The 24118-nt window shown below is 59.3% G+C and carries 23 protein-coding genes and 1 other RNA gene; 7 read left to right on the forward strand and 17 right to left on the reverse strand.

The features are described 5' to 3' along the window. Window positions 1-332: 332 nt before the first annotated feature. Together rnpB and rsmI are read right to left on the reverse strand one after the other, a co-directional pair. Window positions 333-686: RNase P RNA component class A (rnpB, locus tag AC1RDQ_RS15090), an RNA gene on the reverse strand. Between the two features lie 75 nt (window positions 687-761). Next, window positions 762-1667: a 16S rRNA (cytidine(1402)-2'-O)-methyltransferase gene (gene rsmI / locus AC1RDQ_RS15095; RefSeq protein WP_492587628.1), complete on the reverse strand. Its 906-nt coding sequence runs from the start codon at window positions 1665-1667 to the stop codon at window positions 762-764. 177 nt (window positions 1668-1844) lie between these two features. Between rsmI and AC1RDQ_RS15100 the strand changes: the two genes are divergently transcribed. The 4 genes from AC1RDQ_RS15100 to AC1RDQ_RS15115 all read left to right on the forward strand — a co-directional run bounded on the left by AC1RDQ_RS15100 (window position 1845) and on the right by AC1RDQ_RS15115 (window position 5290). After that, the gene (locus AC1RDQ_RS15100) at window positions 1845-3656 is read left to right on the forward strand and encodes a penicillin-binding protein activator (protein WP_057713357.1); all 1812 of its coding nucleotides are present in this window, start codon (window positions 1845-1847) and stop codon (window positions 3654-3656) included. Next, the gene (locus AC1RDQ_RS15105; RefSeq protein ID WP_090457618.1) at window positions 3656-4018 is read left to right on the forward strand and encodes a YraN family protein; all 363 of its coding nucleotides are present in this window, start codon (window positions 3656-3658) and stop codon (window positions 4016-4018) included. The genes AC1RDQ_RS15100 and AC1RDQ_RS15105 overlap by 1 nt, the downstream gene beginning before the upstream one ends. A gap of 103 nt (window positions 4019-4121) precedes the next feature. Then, on the forward strand, window positions 4122-4715 hold the full coding sequence (locus AC1RDQ_RS15110) for a phosphoheptose isomerase (RefSeq protein ID WP_007972584.1): 594 nt from the start codon (window positions 4122-4124) through the stop codon (window positions 4713-4715). Further along, window positions 4712-5290, forward strand: a complete 579-nt coding sequence (locus AC1RDQ_RS15115; protein WP_057713355.1) for a BON domain-containing protein — start codon at window positions 4712-4714, stop codon at window positions 5288-5290. The genes AC1RDQ_RS15110 and AC1RDQ_RS15115 overlap by 4 nt, the downstream gene beginning before the upstream one ends. 163 nt (window positions 5291-5453) lie before the next feature. Here AC1RDQ_RS15115 and AC1RDQ_RS15120 read toward each other — a convergent pair whose 3' ends face one another. The 7 genes from AC1RDQ_RS15120 to rplM all read right to left on the reverse strand — a co-directional run bounded on the left by AC1RDQ_RS15120 (window position 5454) and on the right by rplM (window position 10342). Next, on the reverse strand, window positions 5454-5867 hold the full coding sequence (locus AC1RDQ_RS15120) for a ClpXP protease specificity-enhancing factor (RefSeq protein WP_007998247.1): 414 nt from the start codon (window positions 5865-5867) through the stop codon (window positions 5454-5456). A 16-nt stretch (window positions 5868-5883) separates the two neighbouring features. Further along, window positions 5884-6501 (reverse strand): glutathione S-transferase N-terminal domain-containing protein, encoded by a 618-nt coding sequence (locus AC1RDQ_RS15125; RefSeq protein WP_007989864.1) that lies wholly within the window; start codon window positions 6499-6501, stop codon window positions 5884-5886. A gap of 150 nt (window positions 6502-6651) precedes the next feature. Further along, window positions 6652-7434 (reverse strand): cytochrome c1, encoded by a 783-nt coding sequence (locus tag AC1RDQ_RS15130; RefSeq protein ID WP_057713354.1) that lies wholly within the window; start codon window positions 7432-7434, stop codon window positions 6652-6654. Then, complete coding sequence (locus AC1RDQ_RS15135) at window positions 7434-8645, reverse strand: cytochrome b (RefSeq protein WP_034149536.1); 1212 nt, start codon at window positions 8643-8645, stop codon at window positions 7434-7436. The genes AC1RDQ_RS15130 and AC1RDQ_RS15135 overlap by 1 nt, the downstream gene beginning before the upstream one ends. Beyond that, window positions 8645-9238, reverse strand: coding sequence for a ubiquinol-cytochrome c reductase iron-sulfur subunit (gene petA, locus AC1RDQ_RS15140; protein ID WP_057713353.1), 594 nt, complete (start codon window positions 9236-9238; stop codon window positions 8645-8647). The genes AC1RDQ_RS15135 and petA overlap by 1 nt, the downstream gene beginning before the upstream one ends. A 268-nt stretch (window positions 9239-9506) precedes the next feature. Next, a complete protein-coding gene (gene rpsI, locus AC1RDQ_RS15145) occupies window positions 9507-9899 on the reverse strand; it encodes a 30S ribosomal protein S9 (RefSeq protein WP_003228056.1) in 393 nt (130 codons plus the stop codon). A gap of 14 nt (window positions 9900-9913) precedes the next feature. Next, on the reverse strand, window positions 9914-10342 hold the full coding sequence (gene rplM / locus AC1RDQ_RS15150) for a 50S ribosomal protein L13 (RefSeq protein WP_007917032.1): 429 nt from the start codon (window positions 10340-10342) through the stop codon (window positions 9914-9916). Between the two features lie 245 nt (window positions 10343-10587). Here rplM and AC1RDQ_RS15155 point away from each other — a divergent pair, with 245 nt between their 5' ends. Next, window positions 10588-11628, forward strand: coding sequence for an NADP(H)-dependent aldo-keto reductase (locus AC1RDQ_RS15155; protein ID WP_492587630.1), 1041 nt, complete (start codon window positions 10588-10590; stop codon window positions 11626-11628). 101 nt (window positions 11629-11729) lie between these two features. On the opposite strand, the gene AC1RDQ_RS15160 is transcribed toward AC1RDQ_RS15155, so the two are convergent. Then, window positions 11730-12866 carry an acyl-CoA dehydrogenase family protein gene (locus tag AC1RDQ_RS15160; RefSeq protein ID WP_150814948.1) on the reverse strand — a complete coding sequence of 379 codons (1137 nt, stop codon included), beginning with the start codon at window positions 12864-12866 and terminating at the stop codon, window positions 11730-11732. A 221-nt stretch (window positions 12867-13087) separates the two neighbouring features. Between AC1RDQ_RS15160 and AC1RDQ_RS15165 the strand changes: the two genes are divergently transcribed. Then, a complete protein-coding gene (locus AC1RDQ_RS15165; RefSeq protein WP_174245557.1) occupies window positions 13088-14008 on the forward strand; it encodes a GlxA family transcriptional regulator in 921 nt (306 codons plus the stop codon). A gap of 195 nt (window positions 14009-14203) precedes the next feature. Here the strand turns inward: AC1RDQ_RS15165 and zapE are convergent, their stop codons facing one another. The 3 genes from zapE to AC1RDQ_RS15180 form a co-directional block, all read right to left on the reverse strand. After that, window positions 14204-15298: a cell division protein ZapE gene (gene zapE, locus AC1RDQ_RS15170; protein ID WP_007998226.1), complete on the reverse strand. Its 1095-nt coding sequence runs from the start codon at window positions 15296-15298 to the stop codon at window positions 14204-14206. A 90-nt stretch (window positions 15299-15388) separates the two neighbouring features. Next, window positions 15389-16744: a tryptophan--tRNA ligase gene (locus AC1RDQ_RS15175; RefSeq protein WP_340312917.1), complete on the reverse strand. Its 1356-nt coding sequence runs from the start codon at window positions 16742-16744 to the stop codon at window positions 15389-15391. Between the two features lie 24 nt (window positions 16745-16768). Continuing rightward, on the reverse strand, window positions 16769-17398 hold the full coding sequence (locus AC1RDQ_RS15180) for an alpha/beta hydrolase (protein WP_057713348.1): 630 nt from the start codon (window positions 17396-17398) through the stop codon (window positions 16769-16771). Between the two features lie 144 nt (window positions 17399-17542). Here AC1RDQ_RS15180 and AC1RDQ_RS15185 point away from each other — a divergent pair, with 144 nt between their 5' ends. Further along, window positions 17543-17977 carry a Z-ring associated ZapG family protein gene (locus tag AC1RDQ_RS15185; protein WP_008045970.1) on the forward strand — a complete coding sequence of 145 codons (435 nt, stop codon included), beginning with the start codon at window positions 17543-17545 and terminating at the stop codon, window positions 17975-17977. 273 nt (window positions 17978-18250) lie between these two features. Here AC1RDQ_RS15185 and AC1RDQ_RS15190 read toward each other — a convergent pair whose 3' ends face one another. The 4 genes from AC1RDQ_RS15190 to AC1RDQ_RS15205 all read right to left on the reverse strand — a co-directional run bounded on the left by AC1RDQ_RS15190 (window position 18251) and on the right by AC1RDQ_RS15205 (window position 24101). Further along, complete coding sequence (locus AC1RDQ_RS15190) at window positions 18251-18985, reverse strand: YiaD family glycine zipper/OmpA-like lipoprotein (RefSeq protein ID WP_057713347.1); 735 nt, start codon at window positions 18983-18985, stop codon at window positions 18251-18253. 104 nt (window positions 18986-19089) lie between these two features. Next, window positions 19090-19731 carry an MBL fold metallo-hydrolase gene (locus tag AC1RDQ_RS15195; RefSeq protein WP_057713346.1) on the reverse strand — a complete coding sequence of 214 codons (642 nt, stop codon included), beginning with the start codon at window positions 19729-19731 and terminating at the stop codon, window positions 19090-19092. Between the two features lie 90 nt (window positions 19732-19821). Continuing rightward, window positions 19822-22560: a winged helix-turn-helix domain-containing protein gene (locus tag AC1RDQ_RS15200; RefSeq protein ID WP_090457630.1), complete on the reverse strand. Its 2739-nt coding sequence runs from the start codon at window positions 22558-22560 to the stop codon at window positions 19822-19824. Between the two features lie 176 nt (window positions 22561-22736). Further along, window positions 22737-24101, reverse strand: a complete 1365-nt coding sequence (locus tag AC1RDQ_RS15205; RefSeq protein ID WP_057713344.1) for a DUF1329 domain-containing protein — start codon at window positions 24099-24101, stop codon at window positions 22737-22739. Window positions 24102-24118: the final 17 nt, after the last annotated feature.

A 24118-nucleotide genomic window follows, 5' to 3' on the forward strand; every position in this document is an offset into this window, starting at 1 on the left:
GTTTTGAGTTCAAAAAACCCACTTCATGCCACTTTCCGCCACTTGCGCACACTATAGGAATGCGCCCACCACACCGTCAAGGCGCGGAGTAAAGGAAAACCCTTACAGAACTGAGATTTAGGAGCATTAACGGAGGGACAACGAGAATCCGGCAGATGAAACTGATCGATAACTTGAATCAGCACAGAAGGCTGCGTTCGAAAGTTAAAGTAATTTATTAAGAGTAAGATTTTTTTGGTATTACAAAAGAGGTTCTGCGGATGAATGTGTAAGGAGGGAAATTGCTATCACCCAACCCCCTGCTCAATGATTCAAGCAGAGGAAAGAAAAAGGTGGAGAGTCGATCTGTAAGCCGGGTTCTGTCTTGAACAGTCATTCGTCTACGATGGCCATCACTGGACATCTTTAGCAACCTACCCGGTCCCAGCGCGGGCCACGCCTTGGGACCCTATTTGGTCTTGCTCCAAGTGGGGTTTACCTAGCCACGAACTGTTGCCAGACGTGCGGTGCGCTCTTACCGCACCTTTTCACCCTTACCGGCGCCGAAGCGCTTAGGCGGTTATTTTCTGTGGCACTTTCCGTAGGCTCACGCCTCCCAGGCATTACCTGGCACTTCGCCCTATGGAGCCCGGACTTTCCTCCCCCCCCTAATTTTCATAGGGGGCAGCGACTGTCCGATCGACTCTCCGCCGCGAAGGTTACCGGCAGAGCGCCCGAAGAACAAGCACCAAGCGCCATTGGGCACGCCTGCGCGTCGGGTTTTACTCGCCCTTCTGCTGATCCAGCGCGATTTGGTACAGCACATTCTTTCGCTCGCCGGTGATTTGCGCCGCCAATGCCGCCGCACGCTTGAGCGGCATTTCTTCAAGCAACAGGTTGAGGATGCGCATCGCCTCGCTGCTGACGGCACCTTCCTCTTCGGGCGCGGACCAGCCCGCCACCAGTACCACGCACTCGCCGCGCTGCTGGTTGCTATCCGACTCGACGAACTCGCGCAGCGCAGCCAGCGGCAGCCCCTTGAGGGTCTCGAACGTCTTGGTCAGCTCGCGGGCAAGCAGCGCCGGGCGCTCTGGACCGAACACCAGTTCCATGTCTTGCAGACATTCGAGGATGCGATGCGGGGCCTCATAGAAGATCAATGTGCGAGGCTCTTCCTTTACCTGCTCGAGACGCGCACGTCGCCCCACAGCCTTTGCAGGCAGAAAACCTTCGAATATGAAGCGGTCGGAAGGCAGCCCTGCTGCCGACAGCGCTGCAATCAACGCGCAGGCACCCGGAACCGGCACTACATTAATGCCCGCTGCCCGGGCCTGCCGCACCAGGTGATAACCCGGATCGGAAATCAGCGGCGTCCCGGCATCCGAGATCAACGCCACGTTGTCACCGGCAAGCAGACGAGTGATAAAGCGACTACCTTCATCCCGCTCGTTGTGTTCATGGCAGGCCGCCAATGGCGTCGCAATGCCGAAGTGCTGCATCAAGCGCTGGGAATGACGGGTGTCTTCCGCGGCGATCAGGGCCACTTCACGGAGAATCTTCAGCGCCCGCGCACTGATGTCATCCAGGTTGCCGATGGGCGTCGCCACCACATAAAGCGAGCCAGCAGCGGAATTCAAAGCACCTGGAGCAGTCAAAGCGCACACCTCATGATCGGTAAAAGTCGCCATTGTAGCGCGTAGCGAGACTCACGATACCCGCAAGCAAACGAGGTATCGGTGACCGTTTGTGCGCTGGCGCAACATTTACACCAGCTAAATTGATTGATTCACGCCAGTAACATCGCACCCCGGCCAGTGCTTGGGTACAATTCCACGCTAATTTGATCGAGTATCAGGAACGCTTACATGATCGCTTGCCTGCGGCTGTTATCTGCCCTCTGCCTCGCTGCCTTGCTGACGGCTTGCGCCAGCTCACCCTCCTCCAGCCTTGGCGAGCTTCCACGGACACCGGACGCCAGTATCGAGCAACTGCTTGAGAAGGCCTCCCAAAGCAAATCACCGGAAGATGCCGCCCTGCTGCGCCTGAGCGCCGCCGACCTGGCTTATCGCCAGGGCAATGCCGGCCAATCCGCGCAAATCCTGCAACAGGTTCCTGTCGAACAGCTCAAGCCGGGCCCACAGGTTTTCGCCAACACCCTGGCGGCGGAACTGGCCATGACGCGCAATCAGCCCAAGGCCGCGCTGGCCGCCTTGAGCCATCCGAGCCTGCAATACTTGAGCGAACTGCCCGACGAACAACAGGTCCGCACCGGCACCATCCACGCCCGCGCACTTGAAGCCGATGGCCAGACCCTTGCCGCCGCTCGCCAGCGCATTTTCATCGCCCCGATGCTCGAAGGCGAAGCCGCGAGCAAAAACCACGAAGCCATCTGGACCCTGATCGCTTCGCTGCCGACCAATCAGTTGCAGCCAAGTGCCACCGACGATCTCGGCGGCTGGATGGCCCTGGCACTGGCCGTGAAATCCGCCGGCACCCTGGAGCAGCAACAGGCCGCCATCGACAACTGGCGCGCGCAGAATCCGAAGCACCCGGCAGCCATTCAATTGCCGCAGCCACTGACCCAACTCAAGGAACTGGCCAGCCAGCCCCTGAACAAGATCGCCCTGCTGCTGCCTCAGGACGGCCAACTGGCCGCGGTTGGCAAAGCGCTGCGCGACGGCTTCATGGCCGCTCACTACCAGGCCCAACAGGCCGGGCAGAAACCACCCGCCATCGAGTTTTATGACAGCTCGCGCCTGACTTCCATGGACGAGTTCTACCGCAAGGCCCAGGCCGATGGCGTGCAACTGGTCGTCGGCCCGCTGGAGAAGCCGCTGGTCAAACAGCTGAGCACTCGCCCGCAGTTGCCGATCACCACCCTGGCACTGAATTACAGCGAGGGCGATCAAGGCCCGGCGCAGCTGTTCCAGTTCGGCCTTGCCGCTGAAGACGAAGCCCGCGAAGTGTCGCGCCGCGCTCGCGCCGACGGCCTGCATCGCGCAGCCATCATGGTGCCGAAAGGTGAATGGGGCGACCGCGTGCTCAAGGCGTTCAGCCAGGATTGGCAAGCCAATGGCGGCACCATCGTCGCCACCGAACGCGTCGACCAACCGGTCCAGTTGGCCCAGCAAATTGCCGACATGTTCCAGCTGCGTCAGAGCGAAGGTCGCGCCAAGAGCCTGCAAAGCACCGTTGGCTCGCAAGTGGCTGCCCAGCCATCGCGCCGCCAGGACATCGAGTTCATTTTCCTCGCCGCTACACCGCAACAGGCCCAGCAGATCAAACCGACCCTGAACTTCCAGTACGCCGGCGATGTTCCGGTCTACGCCACCTCCCACGTGTTCAGCGCCAACGGTGACGTCAACCAGTACAACGACATGAATGGCATTCGCTTCTGCGAGACGCCATGGTTGCTGGACGCCAATGATCCACTACGCCGCCAGGTCACTGCCCAGTGGCCACAAGCCGCCGGTAGCCTGGGGCGCCTGTATGCCATGGGTGTGGACGCCTATCGTCTGGCGCCACGCCTGGGCCAGCTCAAGTCACTGCCGGACAGCCGCATCGACGGTGAATCGGGCAGCCTTGGCATGTCCCAGAGCCAGCGGGTCGTGCGCCAGTTACCATGGGCCGAGTTCGCCAATGGCCAGATTCAGCGCCTGCCGGACACCGCTCGCTGATGCCTGACAGGTCACGCCAGCAAAGCGGCAAGGATGCCGAGCGCCATGCGCTCGAGCATCTTCAACAACAGGGTCTGCGCCTGCTGGCGCAGAACTGGTTGTGTAAACGCGGCGAGCTTGATCTGGTCATGCTAGACGGCGATACAGTAGTATTCGTTGAAGTCCGCTACAGAAAAAACACTCAATGGGGTGGCGCGCTCGATAGCATCGATGAGCGCAAACGGCAAAAACTGATTTTCGCCGCGCAATATTATCTTCAGCGCGAGCCGCGCTGGGCCAATTCCCCTTGCCGCTTCGACGTGATTGCCATCGACAGCCACCTCGATCAGTTGAACTGGCTACAGAATGCCTTCGACGGCTGATCGCCGGCATTGCGAACCGGACACTATCACCCAACATTTTGCTCTTTGCTTTGCGGGCTGCACATTCACGTGCCGAACAGCCGCGCTACTTAAGGTCACACAGATGGACATGCAATCCCGAATTCGCCAGCTTTTTCAGGCCAGTATCGACACCAAGCAACAGGCGATGGAAGTACTTGCACCGCACATCGAGCAAGCCAGCCAGGTCATGGTCAACGCCCTGCTCAACGAAGGCAAAATGCTTTCCTGCGGCAATGGCGGCTCTGCCGGCGATGCCCAGCACTTCTCCTCCGAGCTGCTCAATCGCTTTGAGCGCGAACGCCCAAGCCTGCCGGCCATCGCCCTTACGACCGACAGCTCAACGATCACCTCGATTGCCAACGACTACAGCTACAACGAAATCTTCTCCAAGCAGATCCGTGCGCTTGGCCAACCGGGCGATGTGTTGCTGGCTATCTCCACCAGCGGCAACTCGGCCAACATAATTCAAGCGATTCAGGCCGCACATGATCGCGAAATGATTGTCGTAGCATTGACGGGACGTGATGGCGGCGGCATGGCGTCGCTACTGTTGCCCGAGGACGTCGAGATTCGCGTACCGGCCAACGTCACCGCTCGTATTCAAGAAGTCCACCTGCTGGCGATCCATTGCCTTTGCGACTTGATCGACAGCCAATTGTTCGGGAGTGAAGAATGACCCCTAATCGCCTTGGCCTACTGGCCTTGACCCTGTGCCTCAGCATCAGCGGCTGCACCTCGGTGGTGACTGCCAGCCGTGAAGCACCGATTGAAGATGATCGCGGCACTCGCACACTGGGCAGCAAGATCGACGATTCCCTGATCGACACCAAGGTTGGCGTGAACGTCGCCAAGGCCGACCCGGCCCTGGACAAGGATTCGCATATCGTCGTCACCAGCTTCAACGGTGTCGTACTGCTCGCCGGGCAAACGCCACGCGCAGACCTCAAGGCCAAGGCCGAACAGGCTGCCGCCGCTGTCCAGCGCGTGAAAAAGGTGCACAACGAACTGCAAGTCCTGCCACCCTCTTCGTTGCTGGCACGCCAGAACGACACCTGGCTGACCACCAAGATCAAGACCCAGATGCTCGCCGATGCGAACATCCCTGGCTCGCGCATCAAGGTAGTCACTGAAAACGGCATCGTCTACTTGCTGGGTCTGCTGACCAAGCAGGAAGCCGCGCAGGCGACCAACCTGGTGCAAGGGGTTTCCGGTGTGCAGAAGATCGTGAAATTGTTCGAGTACATCGACTGATCTACATCTTGTAGGAGCGAGCCTGCTCGCGAAAAACGTCCGGTGAATGCACTCATCCAGACAGCCCGCGTCATCGCTCACGCCCATCGCGAGCAGGCTCGCTCCTACATCGTTTGAAGGCGGTGGAATAAAAAAGGGTGACCCTTGCGGATCACCCTTTTTTTTATTTCACCACCTTCAAACTCGGGCGACCGCTTGGACGCGGTGGCTCACTGTCGGGTGGTGGAAGATCGTCATCCGGCTCGATCTCGTCGTCCTCGCCCATGGGCGATTCCAGATCGAACACCATGCCCTGACCATTCTCCCGGGCGTAGATACCCAGGATCGAAGCAATTGGCACGTACAAGGTGTGCGGTACGCCACCAAAGCGCCCCTCGAAACTGACCGCCTCGTTATCCATGTGCAAGTGACGCACGGCTTGTGGCGATACGTTCAGGACGATCTGTCCGTCACTGGCAAACCCCTGAGGCACCTGCACCGACGGGTACTCGGAATTGACCAGCATGTGCGGGGTGCAATCGTTGTCCACAATCCACTCATAGAGCGCGCGGACCAGATAAGGTCGACTGGAGTTCATAACGGCTCCTTAAGCCTTAGCGCATGTCGCGTTCGACACCAGACAGACTCGCCTGGAAAGCCTCACGCGCAAACTGGCGCTCCATATAATCAAGCAGCGGCTTCGCCGGCCGCGGCAGTTCTATACCCAGAATCGGCAATCGCCAGAGTATTGGCAATAGGCAGCAATCCACCAGACTTTGTTCCTCACTGAGGAAAAACGGTTTGTCGGCAAACAGTGGCGACACACCCGTCAGGCTTTCGCGCAACTCTTTTCGAGCCACGGCACGAGCCGCTTCCTTGGTCCGCGAATCCAGAATCAGGTCCACCAGACCACACCAGTCTCGCTGAATGCGGTGCATCAGCAGGCGACTGTTGGCGCGCGCCACGGGATAAACCGGCAGTAGCGGCGGGTGCGGGTAACGCTCATCCAGATATTCCATCACCACAGTCGACTCCCACAACGCCAGGTCGCGATCGACCAGCGTAGGCAAGCTGCCGTAAGGGTTCACCTCAATCAGTTTAGGTGGCTGGCGACCAGCCTCCACGTAAATGATCTCGGCGCTGACACCCTTCTCTGCCAGTACGATGCGCACTCGGTGGGAATAGTGGTCGGCGGGGTCGGAGTAACAGGCCAACCGATTGGTCACGCCCATGGCGATCCTCCTCGCTTGTAGAAATTATCGAAAGCGGAAAAACGAGCGCGCCCAGAGGGCGCCTCCCGTAACGACTGGATCACCAGTTTCGCTACATCTTCAGAGGCGCCCTTGGGCGCGCGCGATTAACAGCAATAGCTTGAAGCTTTATCAGTGCACGTCTTTCCAGTATTCGCGCTTGAGCAGGTAAGCGAAGACGAAGAAGAACGCCAGGTACAACAATACGTATGTACCGATGCGCTGATGTTGCAGCTTAACCGGGTTAGCCGAGTAAGCCAGGAAGGTTACCAGATTCTTGACCTTCTCATCGAACTGCTCTGCAGTCAGGGCACCGCTTTTCGGCACGATGGTCAACTGATCGCACGCTTCATGAGTCAGCGCCGTACCGGTCAGAGGGTCATATTGCTTCTTGCCGTCTTCGACGATCTGAACCTGTTTGCAACCCACCACCTGGCGACCCTGCAGGCCGACCAGGACGTTAGGCATGCCCACGTTCGGGAAGACCTTGTTGTTCACACCCCATGGGCGCGAAGGATCTTCGTAGAACGACTTCAGGTAACCGTAGAGCCAGTCGGTGCCGCGAACACGGGCAACCAGGGTCAGGTCCGGCGGCGCTGCGCCAAACCAGGCCTTGGCGTCCGCTGGCTGCATGCCGATGCTCATGTGATCGCCGATCTTGGCACCAGTGAACACCAGCTTCTCGAGCATCAACTCATGGGGAATGCCCAGGTCGTCGGCAACACGCTCATAGCGCTGGAACTTGGCACTGTGGCAACCCATGCAGTAGTTGGCGAAGGTACGCGCGCCGTCCTGCATGGCCGCTTTATCGGAAACGTCGATGTCGACTTTTTCCAGCTCGGGGCCACCGTGTTCAGCTGCGAAAGCAAACACTGGCAGCGCAGCAAGCATCAATACAGCAAATAGTTTTTTCATCAGCCAGTCACCCTTTCCGGAACCGGTTTGGTCTTCTCGAGCCTGGTGTAGAACGGCATCAGAATGAAGTAGGCGAAGTACAGGAAGGTACACACCTGCGACAACAGCGTACGGCCTGGAGTCGGAGCCAGAACACCCAACACGCCCAGGATCACGAACGAAATGCAGAACACCCAGAGCCAGATCTTGCTCAGCCAGCCTTTGTAGCGCATCGACTTGACCGGACTGCGGTCGAGCCACGGCAGGACGAACAGCACGGCGATGGCCGCGCCCATGGCGATCACACCCAGGAGCTTGTCCGGAACCGCACGCAAGATGGCGTAGAATGGAGTGAAGTACCAGACCGGAGCAATGTGCTCTGGGGTCTTGAAGGCGTTCGCCACTTCAAAGTTCGGCTTTTCGAGGAAGTAGCCGCCCATTTCCGGGAAGAAGAACACGATCGAGCAGAAGATGAACAGGAACACCACCACGCCGACGATATCTTTCACGGTGTAGTACGGGTGGAAGGCAATGCCGTCCAGCGGTATGCCGTTTTCGTCCTTGTGCTTCTTGATGTCCACGCCGTCCGGGTTGTTCGAACCGACTTCGTGCAACGCCAGGATGTGCAGCACTACCAGACCCAGGATAACGATCGGCAGGGCAACCACGTGCAAGGCGAAGAAGCGGTTCAGGGTAATACCGGAAATCAGGTAGTCACCACGAATCCACTGGGTCAGGTCGTTGCCGATGACCGGGATCGCACCGAACAGCGAGATGATCACCTGTGCACCCCAGTAGGACATCTGGCCCCACGGCAGCAGGTAGCCCATGAAGGCTTCGGCCATCAGCGCCAGGTAGATCAGCATGCCGAAGACCCACACCAGTTCACGCGGCTTCTGGTACGAACCGTAGAGCAGGCCACGGAACATGTGCAGATAGACCACGATGAAGAACGCCGAAGCGCCGGTGGAGTGCAGCAGACGCAGGATCGAGCCGTACTCGACGTCGCGCATGATGTATTCGACGGAGGCGAATGCCTCTTCCGCCGACGGGGTGTAGCTCATGGTCAGCCAGACACCGGTAACGATCTGGTTGACCAGAACGAGCAGCGCCAGGGAGCCAAAGAAGTAGAAGAAGTTGAAGTTCTTCGGAGCGTAATACTTGCTGAGATGGTCTTCCCACATCTTGGTGGCGGGAAAGCGCGCATCAACCCAATCCATGAACTTGCTCATCACGCTTTCTCCGTATCGACGCCAATGATAATAATTTCATCGGTCTCATAGGAATGCGGGGGAACTGGCAGGTTCAAAGGCGCAGGCTGCGACTTGTAGACGCGACCAGCCAGATCGTAGTGGGAACCGTGGCAAGGGCAGAAATAGCCGCCTACCCAGTCCTTACCCAGATCCGCAGGTGCCACTTCAGGACGGAAGGTCGGCGAGCAACCCAGGTGCGTGCAGATACCGATCAGCAGCAGGACCTCGGGCTTGATCGAACGGGTTTCCGGATCAACGTAAGTCGGTTGTGTCGAGTTCTTGGAGGCCGGGTCAGCGAGCTGGCCCTCGATCTTCTTAAGATTCCCCAGGATTTCCTGTGTACGGCGGACGATGAACACCGGCTGGCCGCGCCACTCAGCAATCATCTGCTGGCCTGGCTCGATTTTGCTGACATTCACTTTCACCGGTGCACCTGCGGCTTTCGCCTTGGCACTGGGAAACCATGACCCCACGAACGGGACCGCAGCCCCCACCGCTCCTGCAGCACCCACCACGGATGTGGCTGCTACCAAGAAGCGACGCCGGCCTGCATTCACGCCGTCATTGCTCATTCAGTCCTCTCCCATCAGCTTTGTGGCCTGTTAAATCAGGCATCTACTAAGTAAAACTATGTACTTATAAAAATTTTGCCGAATGGTAATGAAAAGCCCCAATTCTGACAAGGTAATTACCGGAACCCATCACCCCCAAGCCTTGTAGTATAGGGTGTCTGCGGATGTGGCAAGTTGTCACAGCGCAATTCTTTGATAAATCGCAGACATAAAAAAACGCCCAGCTCCGTGAGGAAACTGGGCGTTCTTTTTTGAACGTGAAAGCGAATTAACGCTTCGAGTACTGCGGACGCTTACGCGCTTTACGCAGACCGACTTTCTTACGTTCAACTTCACGAGCATCGCGGGTTACGAAGCCGGCTTTACGCAGGGCGCTGCGCAGAGTCTCGTCGTAGTCCATCAGAGCACGAGTGATGCCGTGGCGGATTGCGCCAGCCTGACCACTCACACCACCGCCGATCACGGTGACGTAGATGTCGAACTTCTCGACAGTCTCAGTCAGCTCCAGCGGCTGACGAACTACCATGCGGGCAGTTTCGCGGCCGAAGAAGTTATCCAGCGAACGGTTGTTGATGGAGATGTTACCAGTACCCGGACGCAGGAAAACGCGTGCGGTTGCGGTCTTGCGACGGCCAGTGCCGTAATTTTGAGTCGCCGACATAATGTACTATTCCGTTAAAACTTCAGTTCTTGGGGCTGCTGAGCAGTATGTGGGTGTGCAGCGCCCGCATAGACTTTCAGCTTACGGTACATGTCGCGACCCAGTGGGTTCTTAGGCAGCATGCCTTTAACCGCGGTCTCGATCACGCGCTCAGGGGCCTTGGCGATCAGCTTTTCAAAGTTGATCGACTTGATGCCGCCCGGGAAACCGGAGTGGGAGTAGTACATTTTGTCAGTGGTTTTAGCACCGGTAACACGAATCTGCTCAGCATTGATTACGACGATGTAGTCGCCGGTGTCAACGTGAGGAGTGTACTCAGGCTTGTGCTTGCCACGCAGACGGCTCGCGATTTCGGTGGCCAGACGACCCAGGGTCTGACCAGCAGCGTCGACGACAAACCAGTCGCGCTTTACTGTTTCCGGTTTAGCAGTAAAAGTTTTCATTCTTTATAGCCTCAGGGGCCGCCCTGTAAATTAGACGGCGGATCTTACTGAATAGTGCGTACTTTGACAAGTCAAAGGCAGCCGGATACAGACGCTTTCGGGGGCTCGGGTCGGCGCGTCCGTTCAACGGCAAGATTCTTCGGCGGCGGCGCATCACTTCCACTGCAGAAAGAGGTGCGCAATTATGCAGATTGCGAAAAATAATTCAACCTGCTTTTATGATTGTTTTGCCCAAGGAGCACCCGATGGACTATCGCCAGCTAGGCCGAACCAATCTGAACGTGAGTGCCCTCTGCCTCGGAACCATGACCTGGGGCGAGCAAAACAGCGAGGCAGACGCCTTCGCCCAGATTGAGCGAGCCAAGAGCGCCGGGATCAACTTCATCGACACCGCCGAGATGTACCCGGTGCCACCCAAGGCCGAAACCTACGCAACCACCGAACGCTACATCGGCAATTATTTCAAAAGCCGCGGCGATCGCGCCGACTGGATCCTGGCCAGCAAGATCGCTGGCCCCGGCAACACCATCGACTACATCCGCGACAAAAACCTGCGCCACAACCGCCAGCACATCACCGAAGCGGTGGATGCCAGCCTCCAGCGCCTGCAGACCGACTACATCGACCTGTACCAATTGCACTGGCCGGAGCGCAGCACCAACTTCTTCGGGCAACTGGGCTACAAGCACAAGATCGAAGCCAACCTGACGCCTCTGGAGGACACCCTCGAAGCGCTGGACGAGCAGGTCCGCGCCGGCAAGATCCGCCACATCGGCCTGTCCAACGAGACGCCATGGGGCACCATGCGCTTCCTGGCCCTGGCCGAAGCCCGAGGCTGGCCGCGCGCCGTGTCGATCCAGAACCCGTACAACCTGCTCAACCGTAGCTTCGAAGTCGGCCTGGCGGAAATCGCCATCCGCGAGCAATGCGGCCTGCTCGCCTATTCGCCGCTGGCGTTCGGCTTCCTGTCAGGCAAGTACGAAGGTGGCGCCCGCCCGCCAAAAGGTCGCCTGAGCCTCTACAGTCGCTTCAACCGCTATTTCAACCCACAGTCGGAAGCGGCATGCAGCCGTTACGTGGCCCTGGCTCGCGAGCACGGCCTGGACCCGGCGCAAATGGCCCTGGCGTTCGTGACGCAGCAGCCATTCGTGACCAGCAACATCATTGGCGCGACGACGATGGAGCAACTGGAGAGCAACATCGCCAGTTTCGACTTGAAGCTGTCGGAGGAAGTGCTGGAAGGGATCGAGGCGATTCACAAGGATCACCCGAATCCTGCGCCTTGATTGATCTTTAAAACCAATCGCGGGCAAGCCCGCTCCCACAGGTTCGGTGATACCTGTGGGAGCGGGCTTGCCCGCGATGGCGTCCGCCCGGTCAGCGCAAATCAAAGCGACCGCGCAATAATCTCCTTCATGATCTCGTTCGTCCCGGCATAGATCCGCTGCACCCGTGCATCCGCCCATGCCCGCGCGATCGGGTACTCCCACATGAACCCGTAGCCACCGTGCAACTGCACACACTCGTCGAGCACCTTGCACTGCAGGTCGGTACCCCAGTACTTGGCCATCGCCGCCGTCGGCACGTCGAGCTTGCCTTGCAGGTGCAGCTCCAGGCAGCGGTCGACGAAGACGCGGCCGATCTGGATTTCCGTGGCCATCTCCGCCAGTTTGAACCGGGTATTCTGGAAGTCGGCGATCGACTTGCCGAATGCCTTGCGCTCACGGGTGTAGTCCAGCGTCCATTGCAGCGCCGCTTCGGCTGAAGCCAGCCCGCCAATGGCCACCGTGAGGCGCTCCTGGGGCAACTCCTGCATCAGGTAGGCAAAGCCCATCCCGGCCTGGCCCAGCAGGTTTTCCTTGGGCACACGCACGTCCTGGAAGAACAGCTCCGAGGTGTCCTGGGCTTTCATTCCGACCTTCTCCAGGCGCTTGCCCTTGTCGAAGCCCGGCGTGTTGGCCTCCACCAGAAACAGACTGGTGCCCTTCGCGCCAGCCTTCGGATCGGTCTTGGCGACGACGATCACCAGATCGGCCAGGTAGCCGTTGGTGATAAAGGTCTTGGAGCCGTTGATCACGTACTCATCGCCATCGAGCACGGCGGTGGTTTTCACCCCTTGCAGATCGGAACCGGCGCCCGGTTCTGTCATGGCGATCGCGGTAACCATCTCGCCGGACACCAGTTTCGGCAGGTATTTGTGCTTCAGCGTCTCACTGCCGTAATGCAGGATGTAGGGCGCCACGATGTCCGAGTGCAAGGAAAAACCGATGCCGGTCAGGCCAAGTCGCCCCACTTCTTCGATCACCACCGCACTGTAGAGAAAGTCCGCCCCCAGGCCGCCGTACTCTTCCGGCAAGTGCGAGCAAAGCATCCCCGCCTCCCCTGCCTTGTTCCACAGTTTGCGGTCGATATAGCCTTGTTTTTCCCATTGCCCATGGAACGGCACCGCCTCTTTTTCGAGAAACGTCCGCACGCTGTCGCGGAAAAGCTCGTGCTCGGAACTGAACAGGGTTCTGGGGATCATGCGGCACCTTTTCTTTGTTTTTAGAAGGAATTGACCTTCAGAGACTATGCCTCGCTTCCGATACAGGACACTGGACACATCCGACAAAAAATAAGACGATCCAGCCGTCTGGTGACCACTTCCCCCTATAAAAATAAAGTTGAATTATGTCTAACCAAGCCTCCACGCCCCTGCGGCGCGTCAGCATCCTGGCCATCGACCGGGTTTTCGCTTCCACCCTCATGCAAGCCAAGGATTTCTTCCACCTCGCCAGCCTGCGCTACGGCAAACAGCTGGGCCAGGGCCTGACACCGGCGTTCGAAACCCGCCTGGTCAGCCCCGATGGCAAACCGGTCAACACTTTCAGCGATGTAATGATTCCGGTGGACGGCGGACTGGAAAACGCCGACATCATCGTTCTTCCCGCGTTCTGGGACGATTTCGACAACCTCAGCAAACGTTACCCGCAAATCCTGCCCTGGCTGCGCCAGCAACATGCGCGCGGTGCCGTACTGTGCGGCGAGGCCACTGGTGTTTTCTGGCTGGCCGAAGCCGGGCTGCTCAATGGCAAGGAAGCGACCACTTACTGGCGCTTCTTCAATGCCTTCGCCGAACGCTTCCCCAAGGTCCAGCTCAATCAGGACAAACACCTGACCGATGCCGACAACCTGTACTGCGCCGGCGGCACCACCTCGGCATGCGACCTGTACATCTACCTGATCGAGCGCTTCTGCGGCGCCAACGTGTCCCAGGCCGTAGCCCGAGACATCCTCTATGAAGTGCAGCGCAGCTATTCACCGGGACGGATTGGATTCGGCGGGCAGAAGCTGCACCAGGACGTGATCATCCTGCAGATCCAGCACTGGCTCGAAGAACACTTCGCCGACAAGTTCCGTTTCGAGGACGTTGCCCGCGAACACGGCATGAGCATCCGCAACTTCATGCGCCGCTTCCAGACCGCCACTGGCGACAAGCCACTGCATTACCTGCAACGCCTGCGCATCGAAACCGCCAAGGGCTTGCTGTCCGGCAGCCGCAAGAGCATCAAGACCATCAGCTACGAGGTTGGTTATGACGATGCGAGCTTCTTTGCGCGGCTGTTCCGCCAGCACACGGAGTTGTCACCGAATCAGTATCGGCAGCAGTTTCAGCAGGCGGCGTAATCACAGGCATACAAATGCCCCCCTGTGGGAGCGAGCTTGCTCGCGATAGCCGCGCATCAGTCACATCAATACTGAATGTGCCGCCGTCATCGCGAGCAAGCTCGCTCCCACACGGACTTTGGTGAGCCCAAAAGAGGTTCTTCGGCGCACAAAAAAGGCCTGCATTTGCAGGCCTCTTTCATTTTCCGAACTGTCTTACGGCTTGTGCGCCCTGGACAGGAATTCGTGGGATTGCATTTCCAGCAGTCGGCTGAGGGTACGCTGGAATTCGAAATTCAAGCGCCCGCCGGTGTAGAGATCCTTTAGCTCGACTTCAGCAGAAATGATCAGCTTCACGTTACGGTCGTAGAACTCGTCGACCATGTTGATGAAGCGTCGGGCGATGTCGTCGGTGGTGACGCTCATCTGCTCGACATCGCTGAGCAGCACGGCGTGGAAGATCTTGCCCAGTTCGATGTAGTCGTTCTGGCTGCGCGGGCCGTCGCACAGTTCGCGGAAGTTGAACCAGGCCACGTCATCGCAGGTGCGCAGGGCACGGATTTCGCGGTTTTCGATCATCAGCACGTCATTTTCGACCGCTGCCGTGCATTCCGGTGTCAGTGCACGGAAGCTCTTGCGCAGGCTTTCGTTGGCGGCTTCGTCGAGTGGATAGTGGAACAGCTCGGCCTGTTCGAGGTGACGCAGACGATAGTCGACGCCGCTGTCGACGTTGACGATCTCGGTATTCTGCTTGATCAGCGCAATGGCCGGCAGGAAGCGCGCGCGTTGCAGGCCGTCCTTGTACAGGCCATCCGGCACGATGTTCGAAGTCGCGACCAGGGTTACGCCGTTCTTGAACAGTTCTTCCATTAGGGTGCCAAGGATCATGGCGTCGGTGATGTCGGAAACGAAGAATTCATCGAAGCAGATGACCCGGGCTTCGGTGGCGAAGCGCTTGGCGATGATGGTCAGCGGGTTTTTCTCGCCGCCCAGGGTTTTCATCTCTTCGTGCACACGCTTCATGAAGCGGTGGAAGTGGGTGCGGGACTTTTCCTTGAAGGGCAGCGCTTCGAAGAAGGTGTCCACCAGGTAAGTCTTGCCGCGACCTACGCCGCCCCAGAAATACAGGCCCTTGACCGGGGTCTGATCCTTCTTGCCAAACAACTTGCCCAGCAGGCCCGGCTTGTTTTGCTCGGCCGCGACCAGGTCGTCGTACAGGCGCTGCAAATGACGCACGGCAGTTTCCTGCGCGGCGTCATGGAAGAATTCCGGGCGTTTCAGATCAGCTTGATATCGTTCTAGGGGCGTCATAATTCGTTAGCAAGGCAACAAAAACGGGCCGACACTGTAGCGACGACCCCGAGGAATGGCAATCGGCCCTTGGTCGGGCCGAACCGTTGTTTATTCCTGAACCGGCGTCAGGGCAATGCGCAAGGCTTCGATGGCAGCGTCACGGGCGACGCTGTCGGCAAATGCCGGGCTGTCGGCAACGCACTCGCCTTCCAGCCAGACGCTGAACCCCAGGTCTTCACTGCGCACGTCCAATGCCTGGCCCGCTTGCAGTTGCTTGGTCACCTGCCCGGCGGTTTTACCGTCGGCGAAGTTGCGCGACAGCAGCAGTTGTTCGCCATCTGCCGCCAGCAGACGGAAGCGGAAACTGCCGTCGTCTTCACGGAAGCTGACAAAACGTGCAGCCTTCACGGCTTTCTTCTTGGTGGTCGCCGCCACTTGAGTCTGGGCAACGAAGGAGCGCAGGCCCACCGCTTCACGCAGTTCGTAGAGGAAGGGTGTCGCTACCGCACGGGCTTTTTTCGCGCCGTGTTGCAAGATGTCTTCCAGATCCGCCGGGCGCTCGATCAGCTGGTTATAACGCTCGCGGGATTCGCCCAGTTCGTTGTCGAGCAACTGGAACAGACGATTCTTCGCCTCGCCCCAACCCAGGCCCTGCAACAGTTCGCTGCGGAACTCGTCGGCTTGCGCCGGGGTGGCAAACGCCTGGAACAGGGTAAACAGGTGTGAGTTGTCCGGATCCTTGGCTTCGCCCGGTGCGCGGGAGTCGGTGACGATCCGCGAAATCGCGTCCTTCATCTCTTTGGCACTGCTGAACAGCGGAATGGTGTTGTCGTAGCTCTTCGACATCTTGCGGCCATCCAGGCCCGGCAACGTGGCGACGCTCTCTTCGATCAACGCCTCGGGCATGGTGAAGAACTCTTTGCCCTGGCCAAAAAGATGGTTGAAGCGCTGGCCGATGTCCCGCGCCATTTCCACGTGCTGGATCTGGTCACGACCGACCGGCACCTTGTGCGCATTGAACATCAGGATGTCCGCGGCCATCAGCACCGGGTAGCTGTAAAGGCCCATGGTGATGCCTGCATCCGGGTCCTCGCCGGTCTCGACGTTCTTGTCCACCGAAGCCTTGTAGGCGTGGGCGCGGTTGAGCAGGCCCTTGGCGGCGACGCAGGTCAGCAGCCAGGTCAGTTCGGGGATTTCCGGGATGTCGGACTGGCGGTAGAAGGTCACGCGGTCGACATTCAGGCCACCGGCCAGCCAGGTCGCAGCGATTTCCAGACGCGAGCGCTGGATGCGCAGCGGGTCATCGCACTTGATCAGGGCGTGGTAATCCGCCAAAAAGTAGAACGAGTCGGCATTGCTGTCACGGCTGGCCAGGATCGCCGGGCGGATGGCACCGGCGTAGTTGCCCAGGTGCGGCGTGCCGGTGGTGGTGATGCCGGTGAGGATACGGGTACGAGTCGTCATGGGTAATCGCTTGTCAGACTGCAATCAATTCGAGAGACGCGGCAGGATCAGATCCTTGAGATCGGTCAGCTTGCCATGAAAAAAGTGTCCGCATTCTGCCACTTTCAGCAGCTCATGGGGACGTTCAAGCGTGTCGGACCATTGGTAAACCAACTGCGGATCGATCACTTCGTCGGTTTCCGGCTGGATCAGGGTCAGTTCGCCCTGCTGTGGCAGTGAGTCCTGAGCGCTCAGGCGCATGACCGCCGGTGCGACCATGAATAGATGTTTGAGCGGTTCGCCCTTCGCTTCCAGACGTCCGCCAAGACTTGCTGCAACAAATCCACCGAAGGAGAAACCGAACAGGGTCAGTGGCAATTGCGGGTGCCTGGCGCGAAACCATTCGGCCACAGCCTGGGCATCATCGACTTCGCCGGTGCCCATATCATGTGTACCTTCACTGGCACCCACCCCGCGGTAGTTGAAACGCAAAGTAATCAAACCGGCATCACGCGCGGTGCGCTGCAGGGTCGAGACCACTTTGTTGAGCATGGTGCCGCCCTGCACCGGGTTCGGATGGCAGATCAGCGCCAGGCCACGCGCCTGCTCGTTGTCCAGGTACAGTGCTTCCAGTTGACCCACTGGGCCATCAATCACTACAGGGGTTTCACGCATAAGCAAGGAAGGAACTCCGTGACCTCGGATCAGGTCGACTCGTCTAGCAAATTGTCTGTGGCTGTCTATTGCGAGTGAATCGCGGTATACAGCGCAGGTTCGAGCCGTTAACGTAAAGCAAAGCCGTTTATAGAGGAAGGACTCGTGGAACACTCGCTCTTAGTTTGGTTGTTACCGACTCTTGCCCTGGTTGTGGGTGTCGCCATTGGGTTCCTGATCGCTCGCGTTGCACCGAACGCTGCGCCCAGCCGCACGCAGCGTCAGCTGGACGATATTCAGGAACGTTTCGACAGTTATCAGAACGAGGTGGTGACCCACTTCAACAGCACCGCGACACTGGTCAAGAAACTGACTCAGAGCTATCAGGAAGTGCAGGACCATCTCGCCGAGGGCGCCAACCGCCTGGCCCTGGACGAACAGACTCGCCAACGCCTGCTGGCTTCCCTGCACGCCGACGCGGCGCAGGCACCCCGTGAACGCCTGACGCCACCGCGCGATCAGGAGCCGCCTCGCGACTACGCACCTAAAGCCCCGAACTCGCCGGGCATGCTCGATGAGCATTATGGCCTGAAGAAGTAATCAGCTTTCGCGCCATACAAAAAGCCCCCGGACTTTCACTGGTCCGGGGGCTTTTTTGTTTCTGTCTGTTCCAGATTTCTGCTGCCTGGCCTGGCCTCTTCGCGGGCAAGCCCGCTCCCACAATGGTCGATGTCGTACGCAAAATCTGTATCCAACACATGACCTGTAGGAGCGGGCTTGCCCGCGAAGGGGCCGGAACTGACGACAAAAAAAGCCCGCCCGATCCGTAGAAGATCGAGCGGGCTTTTCTACGCCTGGGGTTCAATCAGACGATCAAGGGTACTGCTGAACCTGACCTTGCTGCTGACCACCATACTGCTGGCCCGGAATCGCCTTGAGGTTGACCTCTACACGGCGGTTCTGCGCCCGGCCATTGGCGTCGCCGTTGCTGGCAACCGGGCTATCCGGACCGGCGCCACGGGCGCTCAGATTGGCACCGCTGACACCTTGCGAGGTCAGGTAGGTTGCCACGCTCTGGGCGCGACGCTGGGACAGGTCCATGTTGTGCTGGCGGCTGCCGGTGCTGTCGGTATAGCCGACGATCTCGATCTGGTTCTGGTTGAACTCTTTGAGCGAGCCCGCCAGGTTGTTCAGCGGCTGATAGAAGCTTGGGGCAATGTTCGCCGAATCGGTAGCGAACGTGATGTTGCCCGGCATGATCAGCTTGATCTGGTCGCCCTGGCGTTGCACTTCAACACCGGTGTTGGCCATGCTGGCGCGCAGCTTTTTCTCTTGCTGATCGGCGTAGTAACCGTAACCGGCGGCGGAAGCACCGACCACCGCAGCACCGATCAGTGCGCCCTTGCCACGGTTATCGTGGTTGATCGCAGCACCGGCCAGCGCACCGGCCAGAGCGCCGAGGCCACCGTATTTCGCGGTTTTGCTCATGCCTTGGGAGCTGCCATCCGCCTGACCCTGCGGCTGACCGTCATAAGGGTTGGGCGAGGCACAGCCGGACAGTACGGCCACGGCAGTAGCGACAATCATCAAACGACGCATGGTGAACATGTAAAGCTCCTACTTTTTTTGCATTCTGTGGTGCAACGGACCAAGGCATCAGCCTTTGCGGGCGTTGGATCATGTTAACGGGTAAAAATTCCGAATGTTACAAATCAGCCCCGAACAAACGGGTTTTCGCGCATTTCATCGCCCAGACGGGTGTCCGGACCATGCCCGGTCACCACGGTTGCGTCTTCGTCGAGGGTGTACAGCCGCTGCTTGATCGAGCGCACGATGGTCGCCTGGTCGCCGCCCCACAAATCCGTGCGTCCGACACCGCGACGAAACAGCGTATCACCGGCAATCAGCAGCTTGGCCTCGGAAAACCAGAAGCTCATGGAGCCCGGCGTATGACCTGGCGTGTGCAGCGCCACGCCGCAGCCGCAAGCCAGTTCTTCATCATCGGCCAGCCAGCGATCCGGGGATGGCACCGGGGTATAAGGAACGCCGAACATCTGGCACTGCATTTCCAGGTTGTCCCAGAGAAACTGGTCTTCCTTGTGCAGATGCAGCGTCGCGCCGGTTTTCTCCTTGAGTTGACCGGAAGCCAGGAAATGATCGAGGTGGGCGTGGGTGTGAATGATGCTGACCACTTTCAGCCCCAGGGCGTCGAGCCGCGCCAGGATCAGCTCATGATTGCCACCTGGATCGACGACGATGGCCTTTTTCGTTACCGGATCGCCGATGATCGTGCAGTTGCACTGCAACGGGCCGACGGGGAAGGTTTCGCGAATGAGGGTGGGTTGCTGGGACATCGGCGGGGCCTGCTCGATAAACGGGGGATGAGTGATTTTCTCACAATTGAGTATCCAGCCAATGGCCGCGATGTGTAACGTGAAAAATCCTTAACCCAGTACCCCCAATTCCTTGGCTCGCGCCACCGCCTGCGTTCGTCGCTCGACCCCGAGCTTGCTATTGATATGGCTGGCGTGGGTCTTGACCGTGTGCAGGGAAATAAACAGCTGATCGCTGATTTCCTGGTTCGAACAGCCCTGGGCGATCAATCGCAGGACCGCCATTTCCCGGGTGCTGAGTTGCTCCGCGGCTGCGCAGGACTCCAGCCCGGGACGGGCAGCCAATGCCGGCAGTTTTTCACTGAGGCTCAGGGAAACGGGGGTTGGCGGACAGCTTTGAAGCTGCCCACGCAGCCAGTCCGGGTGCTCGGCCAACAAGCCCTCGAAGGGTTGCAGCACCCCTCCGCCGGCGGCGTCCAGCGCCTGGGCCAGTGCCTTGCGTGCTTCCGGTTCCCGTCCGCTACCCAGCAACAACGCCACTTTCTGGGTCAGCGCCATGGCGCTGAGCATCTGCCGACCGCTTTGCTGGCCATGTTCGAGCAGTGCATTCAAACGCCCTTCGGCCAGCATCGGTTGGCCCTGGATGACGTCGAGCAAGGCTTGTTGCAATTCGATATGCAGCGGTAATTGCGGGTGGAACTCCGGTGGTGCCGCCGCGTTTTCGCCGTTATAGGTCTGTCCCAGACGCGCCAGCCAGGCTTCGGCCAGATCGGTGCGCCCCTGGGCCAGCCAGAGTTCACATTTGACCAGGGTGATCATGGCCAGGTAGTAGATCGGTGGCACATCCCAGATGTGCATGAGCCGTTCGGCTTCGGCAAGCTCGGCAAAGGCCTTGGCGAACTCGCCACTGCTGCCTTCCAGCCTGGCAATCACGCAGTGGCCGATCAGCACGCTGATGTCACGGCAGGCGCGCGCCTCGCTCAAACCGGCCTGCAATCGCACCCGCGCCAATTGCGGCTGCATGCGCAGGGCCAGCAAAAAGCCCTCGTACAAGGTCAGCCGGGCGCGAACCGCGTATAGCCGTTGCGCAGGCAAGCTCTGCAGGCGCTGCATTCCCTGACGGACCTCTTCCAGCGCCCGACAGATTTCCCCGCGTGCTTGCAACACCCGGGCGCGATCGTAGTGCGCCAGTGCTTCGAACAAGGGGTTGCCGACCCGTTGCGCCAACTCCAGCGATTCGCGGTTCAATCCCCGTGCCCGCCACAAATCGCCGTCGGCAATGGCGAGGTTGGACAGGGTGGAGAGGCACATCAGGCGCTGGCCGTAACGCTTGGACGGAAGACTTTCCAACGCTTCGCGGCAGTACCGCAGCGTCAGTTCGCGGTTGCCGCGTCCACGGGCAATGATGCCGCTCAACGCCAGCCATTGAGCGAGCATCGACTTCTGTGCGGTGGCCGACGGAGCAGGCAGGAAACGGCTCAAATGGCTGGCCAGCTCTTCGGCGGCATCCAGTTGGCAAGCCATCCCCAACGCCCAGCTATAGAGCACGATCAGCCGCGGCGTGCTGATCAGCAAGCTGTCAGGCAAGTCCATTTTCCAGCGCAGCAACATGCCGACATTCTGCTCGGCCAGCAGTTGCTCTTCGGAGAGGTTCTGCACCAGGTTCGCCGCGACGTCCAGGTGACCGGCGCGCAAGGCCTGCTCCACGGCCTCATCGAGCAGTCCCTGGGCATTGAACCAGCGGCAGGCACGCAGGTGCAGGCTGGCGGCCGGCACCATCGACTGGGAAGTCGGGCGCGTGCGCAACAGATCGGAAAACAGGTGATGGTAACGATACCAGTGGCCGTGCTCGTCCAGCGGCACCAGGAACACCTGGTGGGCGAGCAGGAAGCGCAGGATTTCGCCGCTGTCATGGGCGTCGCGAACGGCATCGCACAGTTCGCTGCAAAAACGCTCCTGGGGCGCCGTGTCGTAGAGGAACGACTGGACCTCGGCGGGCAGGCAATCGATGACCTCTTCGAGCAGGTAATCGCGGATCAGCCCTTCCCCGCCGTGCAACGATTGCGGCAGCGCGCCATCGGTACCCGCCTCCGAGGCGGCCAGCAGCCAGAAACGCAACCCCGCGACCCAACCTTCGCTGCGCTGGATCAGGTTTTCCAGTGCTTCACCGCGCAAGGAACTGCTGTGCCGGTCGAGCAGGCTCAAGGCCTCGTCGTGGGTCAGGCGCAGATCCTGTTCATGCAATTCAAGCAGTTGTCGCGACAGCCGCAGCCGCGCCAGATGCCAGTCGGGACGTTGGCGACTGGTGACCATCACCAGCAAGCCATCAGGGAGATGATTGAGGAAAAATTGCAGGCAACGGTCCAGTACCGGCCCTTGGGCCAGATGGTAATCATCCAGCACCAGCAGCAATGGCGTCGCGGTGGACAAGTGCTCGGCCAATTCGTCGAGCAGGCCATCCAGCCATTCTTCGAATGCGAAAGGCTGATGGCGCTGGCGCATTTTCAACAGCCCGAGCGATTGCCTGCCCAGGTGCGGGAAGTAGTCCTGGAGGCCTTCCAGCAGGCGTTCGAGAAAACGTCCCGGGTCACTGTCTCGCGGGCTCAACCCCAGCCAGAGACTTTGCCAGTGCGCCGGCAACCCCTGACAAAACTCCACCGCCAACGAACTCTTGCCGAACCCTGCCGGTGCGCTGACCAGCAATAACCTGCCACCGAGCCCGGCACTCAGGCGCTCGCACAAACGTGGACGCAGCACATGGCCGTCGGGCAACGGCGGGCGGAAGAAGCGCCCGTCGAGTGTCGCGACAGCAACGTTTGCAGAACCTGGGGATGTAGACAAATCAGTCATAGCCGGCTCTTGTTTGAATTGCGGGTGGCGGCGTTGCAGATGTCCGCAGACTAGCCGTAAACGGATAGGGAATGAAGGTAATTGCTACAAATGGCTACAAAAAGTCTACAAGCAAAAAAAAACGCCCCGAACCAGTCGGGGCGTTTTCAGAGGGTGCGGCCTCTACTCAGTTCACTTTAGCGAACACCATCCTGACGCAAGGCGGCCGGGGTGAAGTCGCTGGTGGTGGCAGTGAAGCCGAAGTCATAGGCCGACTTCTCTTCGTTCTTCATGCCCAGCGCCAGGTAACGACCCGATTGCAGGTCGTACAGGGTTTCAAGGGCATACCACGGTACTTGCTTGTCGTAGTAGTTCTCGGCATGGGCCTCGGCGACGCGCCACAGTTGACCGCGACCGTCGTAATGGTCGATGACCGCTGCCTGCCAGGTGTCTTCGTCAATGTAGAAGTCACGCTTGGCGTAGATGTGACGCTGACCTTCCTTCAGGGTGGCAACTACATGCCACACACGACGCAACTCGTAACGAGCCAGGTCCTGGTTGATGTGACCGGCCTTGATGATGTCGGTGTACTTGAGCTTCGGATCGTCGAGCTTGTAGGCATCGGAGGCGATGTACATCTCTTTCTTGCCTTCGAGCTTCCAGTCGTAACGATCCGGTGCACCGTTGTACATGTCCAGGTTGTCGGAGGTACGCAGGCCATCGGCTGCAGTACCCGGGCCGTCATAGGACACTTGCGGCGCACGGCGCACACGACGCTGGCCGGCGTTGTAGACCCATGCCGAGCGCGGCTCCTTGACCTGGTCGAGGGTTTCGTGAACCAGCAGTACACCACCGGCCAGACGTGCCGGCGCGGTCACTTTCTGCTTGAAGTAGAACAGGATGTTGCCCGGGTTCGCCGGATCGTAGTCCTTCATCTTGTCGCGGAACACGAACTGGTCCTGGAAGTACACCAGGCTGAACGAGCCGTTCGGCTGTGGTGTGGCCTGGGTTACCAGACGGGTCACGCTGCCCCCGCGATAGCGGGTGATGTGGTTCCAGATGACTTCAACGCCGCTTTTCGGAATCGGGAACGGAATGGCGGTTTCAAAGTTCTCCAGGCCGTTGCCGCCGGACACCAGCTTGGTGTTGGTGGCGTTCTTCTTGATGGAGGCGAACACCTCATCCGGCACGGTGGCACCGCGGTGGGACGGATAGACCGGCATCTTGAAGGTTTCCGGGTAGCGCTTGAACATCGCGTACTGGCCCGGGGCAAGCTTTTCCTTGTACTGGTCGACGTTCTGCGCCGTGATGGTGAACAGCGGTTTTTCACCCGGGTACGGATCGGACAGGAAGCCCTTGCTGTCGACCGCTCCGGCGTTCTTCGGCAACGGTTTCCAGGTCGGAATCGAACCGTCGGCGTTACCCGCCATTTCAGCGCCCATCGGGGTCAGGCTCTTGCCCAGTTTGTCGGCTTCGGCCTGGGGAACCGCTGCGATGACGCTGGTCGCCAGCAGCGAAAGCCCCAGAACACCGGCGTGGAACAGACTCTTTGTTATTTTCATATGTTCGTTCGTCCTGA

This window comes from Pseudomonas sp. GW823-FHT02E01 (assembly GCF_058797535.1).

Coding starts and splice junctions, on each gene's coding strand:
- AC1RDQ_RS15155 (WP_492587630.1), top strand. CDS start 10,588: ATGGACTATCGCCAGCTAGGCCGAACCAATCTGAACGTGAGTGCCCTC.
- AC1RDQ_RS15130 (WP_057713354.1), bottom strand. CDS start 7,434: ATGAAAAAACTATTTGCTGTATTGATGCTTGCTGCGCTGCCAGTGTTT.
- AC1RDQ_RS15190 (WP_057713347.1), bottom strand. CDS start 18,985: ATGTTCACCATGCGTCGTTTGATGATTGTCGCTACTGCCGTGGCCGTA.
- AC1RDQ_RS15110 (WP_007972584.1), top strand. CDS start 4,122: ATGGACATGCAATCCCGAATTCGCCAGCTTTTTCAGGCCAGTATCGAC.
- AC1RDQ_RS15115 (WP_057713355.1), top strand. CDS start 4,712: ATGACCCCTAATCGCCTTGGCCTACTGGCCTTGACCCTGTGCCTCAGC.
- AC1RDQ_RS15125 (WP_007989864.1), bottom strand. CDS start 6,501: ATGGGCGTGACCAATCGGTTGGCCTGTTACTCCGACCCCGCCGACCAC.
- AC1RDQ_RS15160 (WP_150814948.1), bottom strand. CDS start 12,866: ATGATCCCCAGAACCCTGTTCAGTTCCGAGCACGAGCTTTTCCGCGAC.
- AC1RDQ_RS15135 (WP_034149536.1), bottom strand. CDS start 8,645: ATGAGCAAGTTCATGGATTGGGTTGATGCGCGCTTTCCCGCCACCAAG.
- AC1RDQ_RS15105 (WP_090457618.1), top strand. CDS start 3,656: ATGCCTGACAGGTCACGCCAGCAAAGCGGCAAGGATGCCGAGCGCCAT.
- AC1RDQ_RS15200 (WP_090457630.1), bottom strand. CDS start 22,560: ATGACTGATTTGTCTACATCCCCAGGTTCTGCAAACGTTGCTGTCGCG.
- AC1RDQ_RS15100 (WP_057713357.1), top strand. CDS start 1,845: ATGATCGCTTGCCTGCGGCTGTTATCTGCCCTCTGCCTCGCTGCCTTG.
- AC1RDQ_RS15175 (WP_340312917.1), bottom strand. CDS start 16,744: ATGACGACTCGTACCCGTATCCTCACCGGCATCACCACCACCGGCACG.
- AC1RDQ_RS15180 (WP_057713348.1), bottom strand. CDS start 17,398: ATGCGTGAAACCCCTGTAGTGATTGATGGCCCAGTGGGTCAACTGGAA.
- AC1RDQ_RS15165 (WP_174245557.1), top strand. CDS start 13,088: ATGCAAGCCAAGGATTTCTTCCACCTCGCCAGCCTGCGCTACGGCAAA.
- petA (WP_057713353.1), bottom strand. CDS start 9,238: ATGAGCAATGACGGCGTGAATGCAGGCCGGCGTCGCTTCTTGGTAGCA.
- AC1RDQ_RS15205 (WP_057713344.1), bottom strand. CDS start 24,101: ATGAAAATAACAAAGAGTCTGTTCCACGCCGGTGTTCTGGGGCTTTCG.
- rsmI (WP_492587628.1), bottom strand. CDS start 1,667: ATGGCGACTTTTACCGATCATGAGGTGTGCGCTTTGACTGCTCCAGGT.
- rplM (WP_007917032.1), bottom strand. CDS start 10,342: ATGAAAACTTTTACTGCTAAACCGGAAACAGTAAAGCGCGACTGGTTT.
- zapE (WP_007998226.1), bottom strand. CDS start 15,298: ATGACGCCCCTAGAACGATATCAAGCTGATCTGAAACGCCCGGAATTC.
- AC1RDQ_RS15120 (WP_007998247.1), bottom strand. CDS start 5,867: ATGAACTCCAGTCGACCTTATCTGGTCCGCGCGCTCTATGAGTGGATT.
- AC1RDQ_RS15195 (WP_057713346.1), bottom strand. CDS start 19,731: ATGTCCCAGCAACCCACCCTCATTCGCGAAACCTTCCCCGTCGGCCCG.
- rpsI (WP_003228056.1), bottom strand. CDS start 9,899: ATGTCGGCGACTCAAAATTACGGCACTGGCCGTCGCAAGACCGCAACC.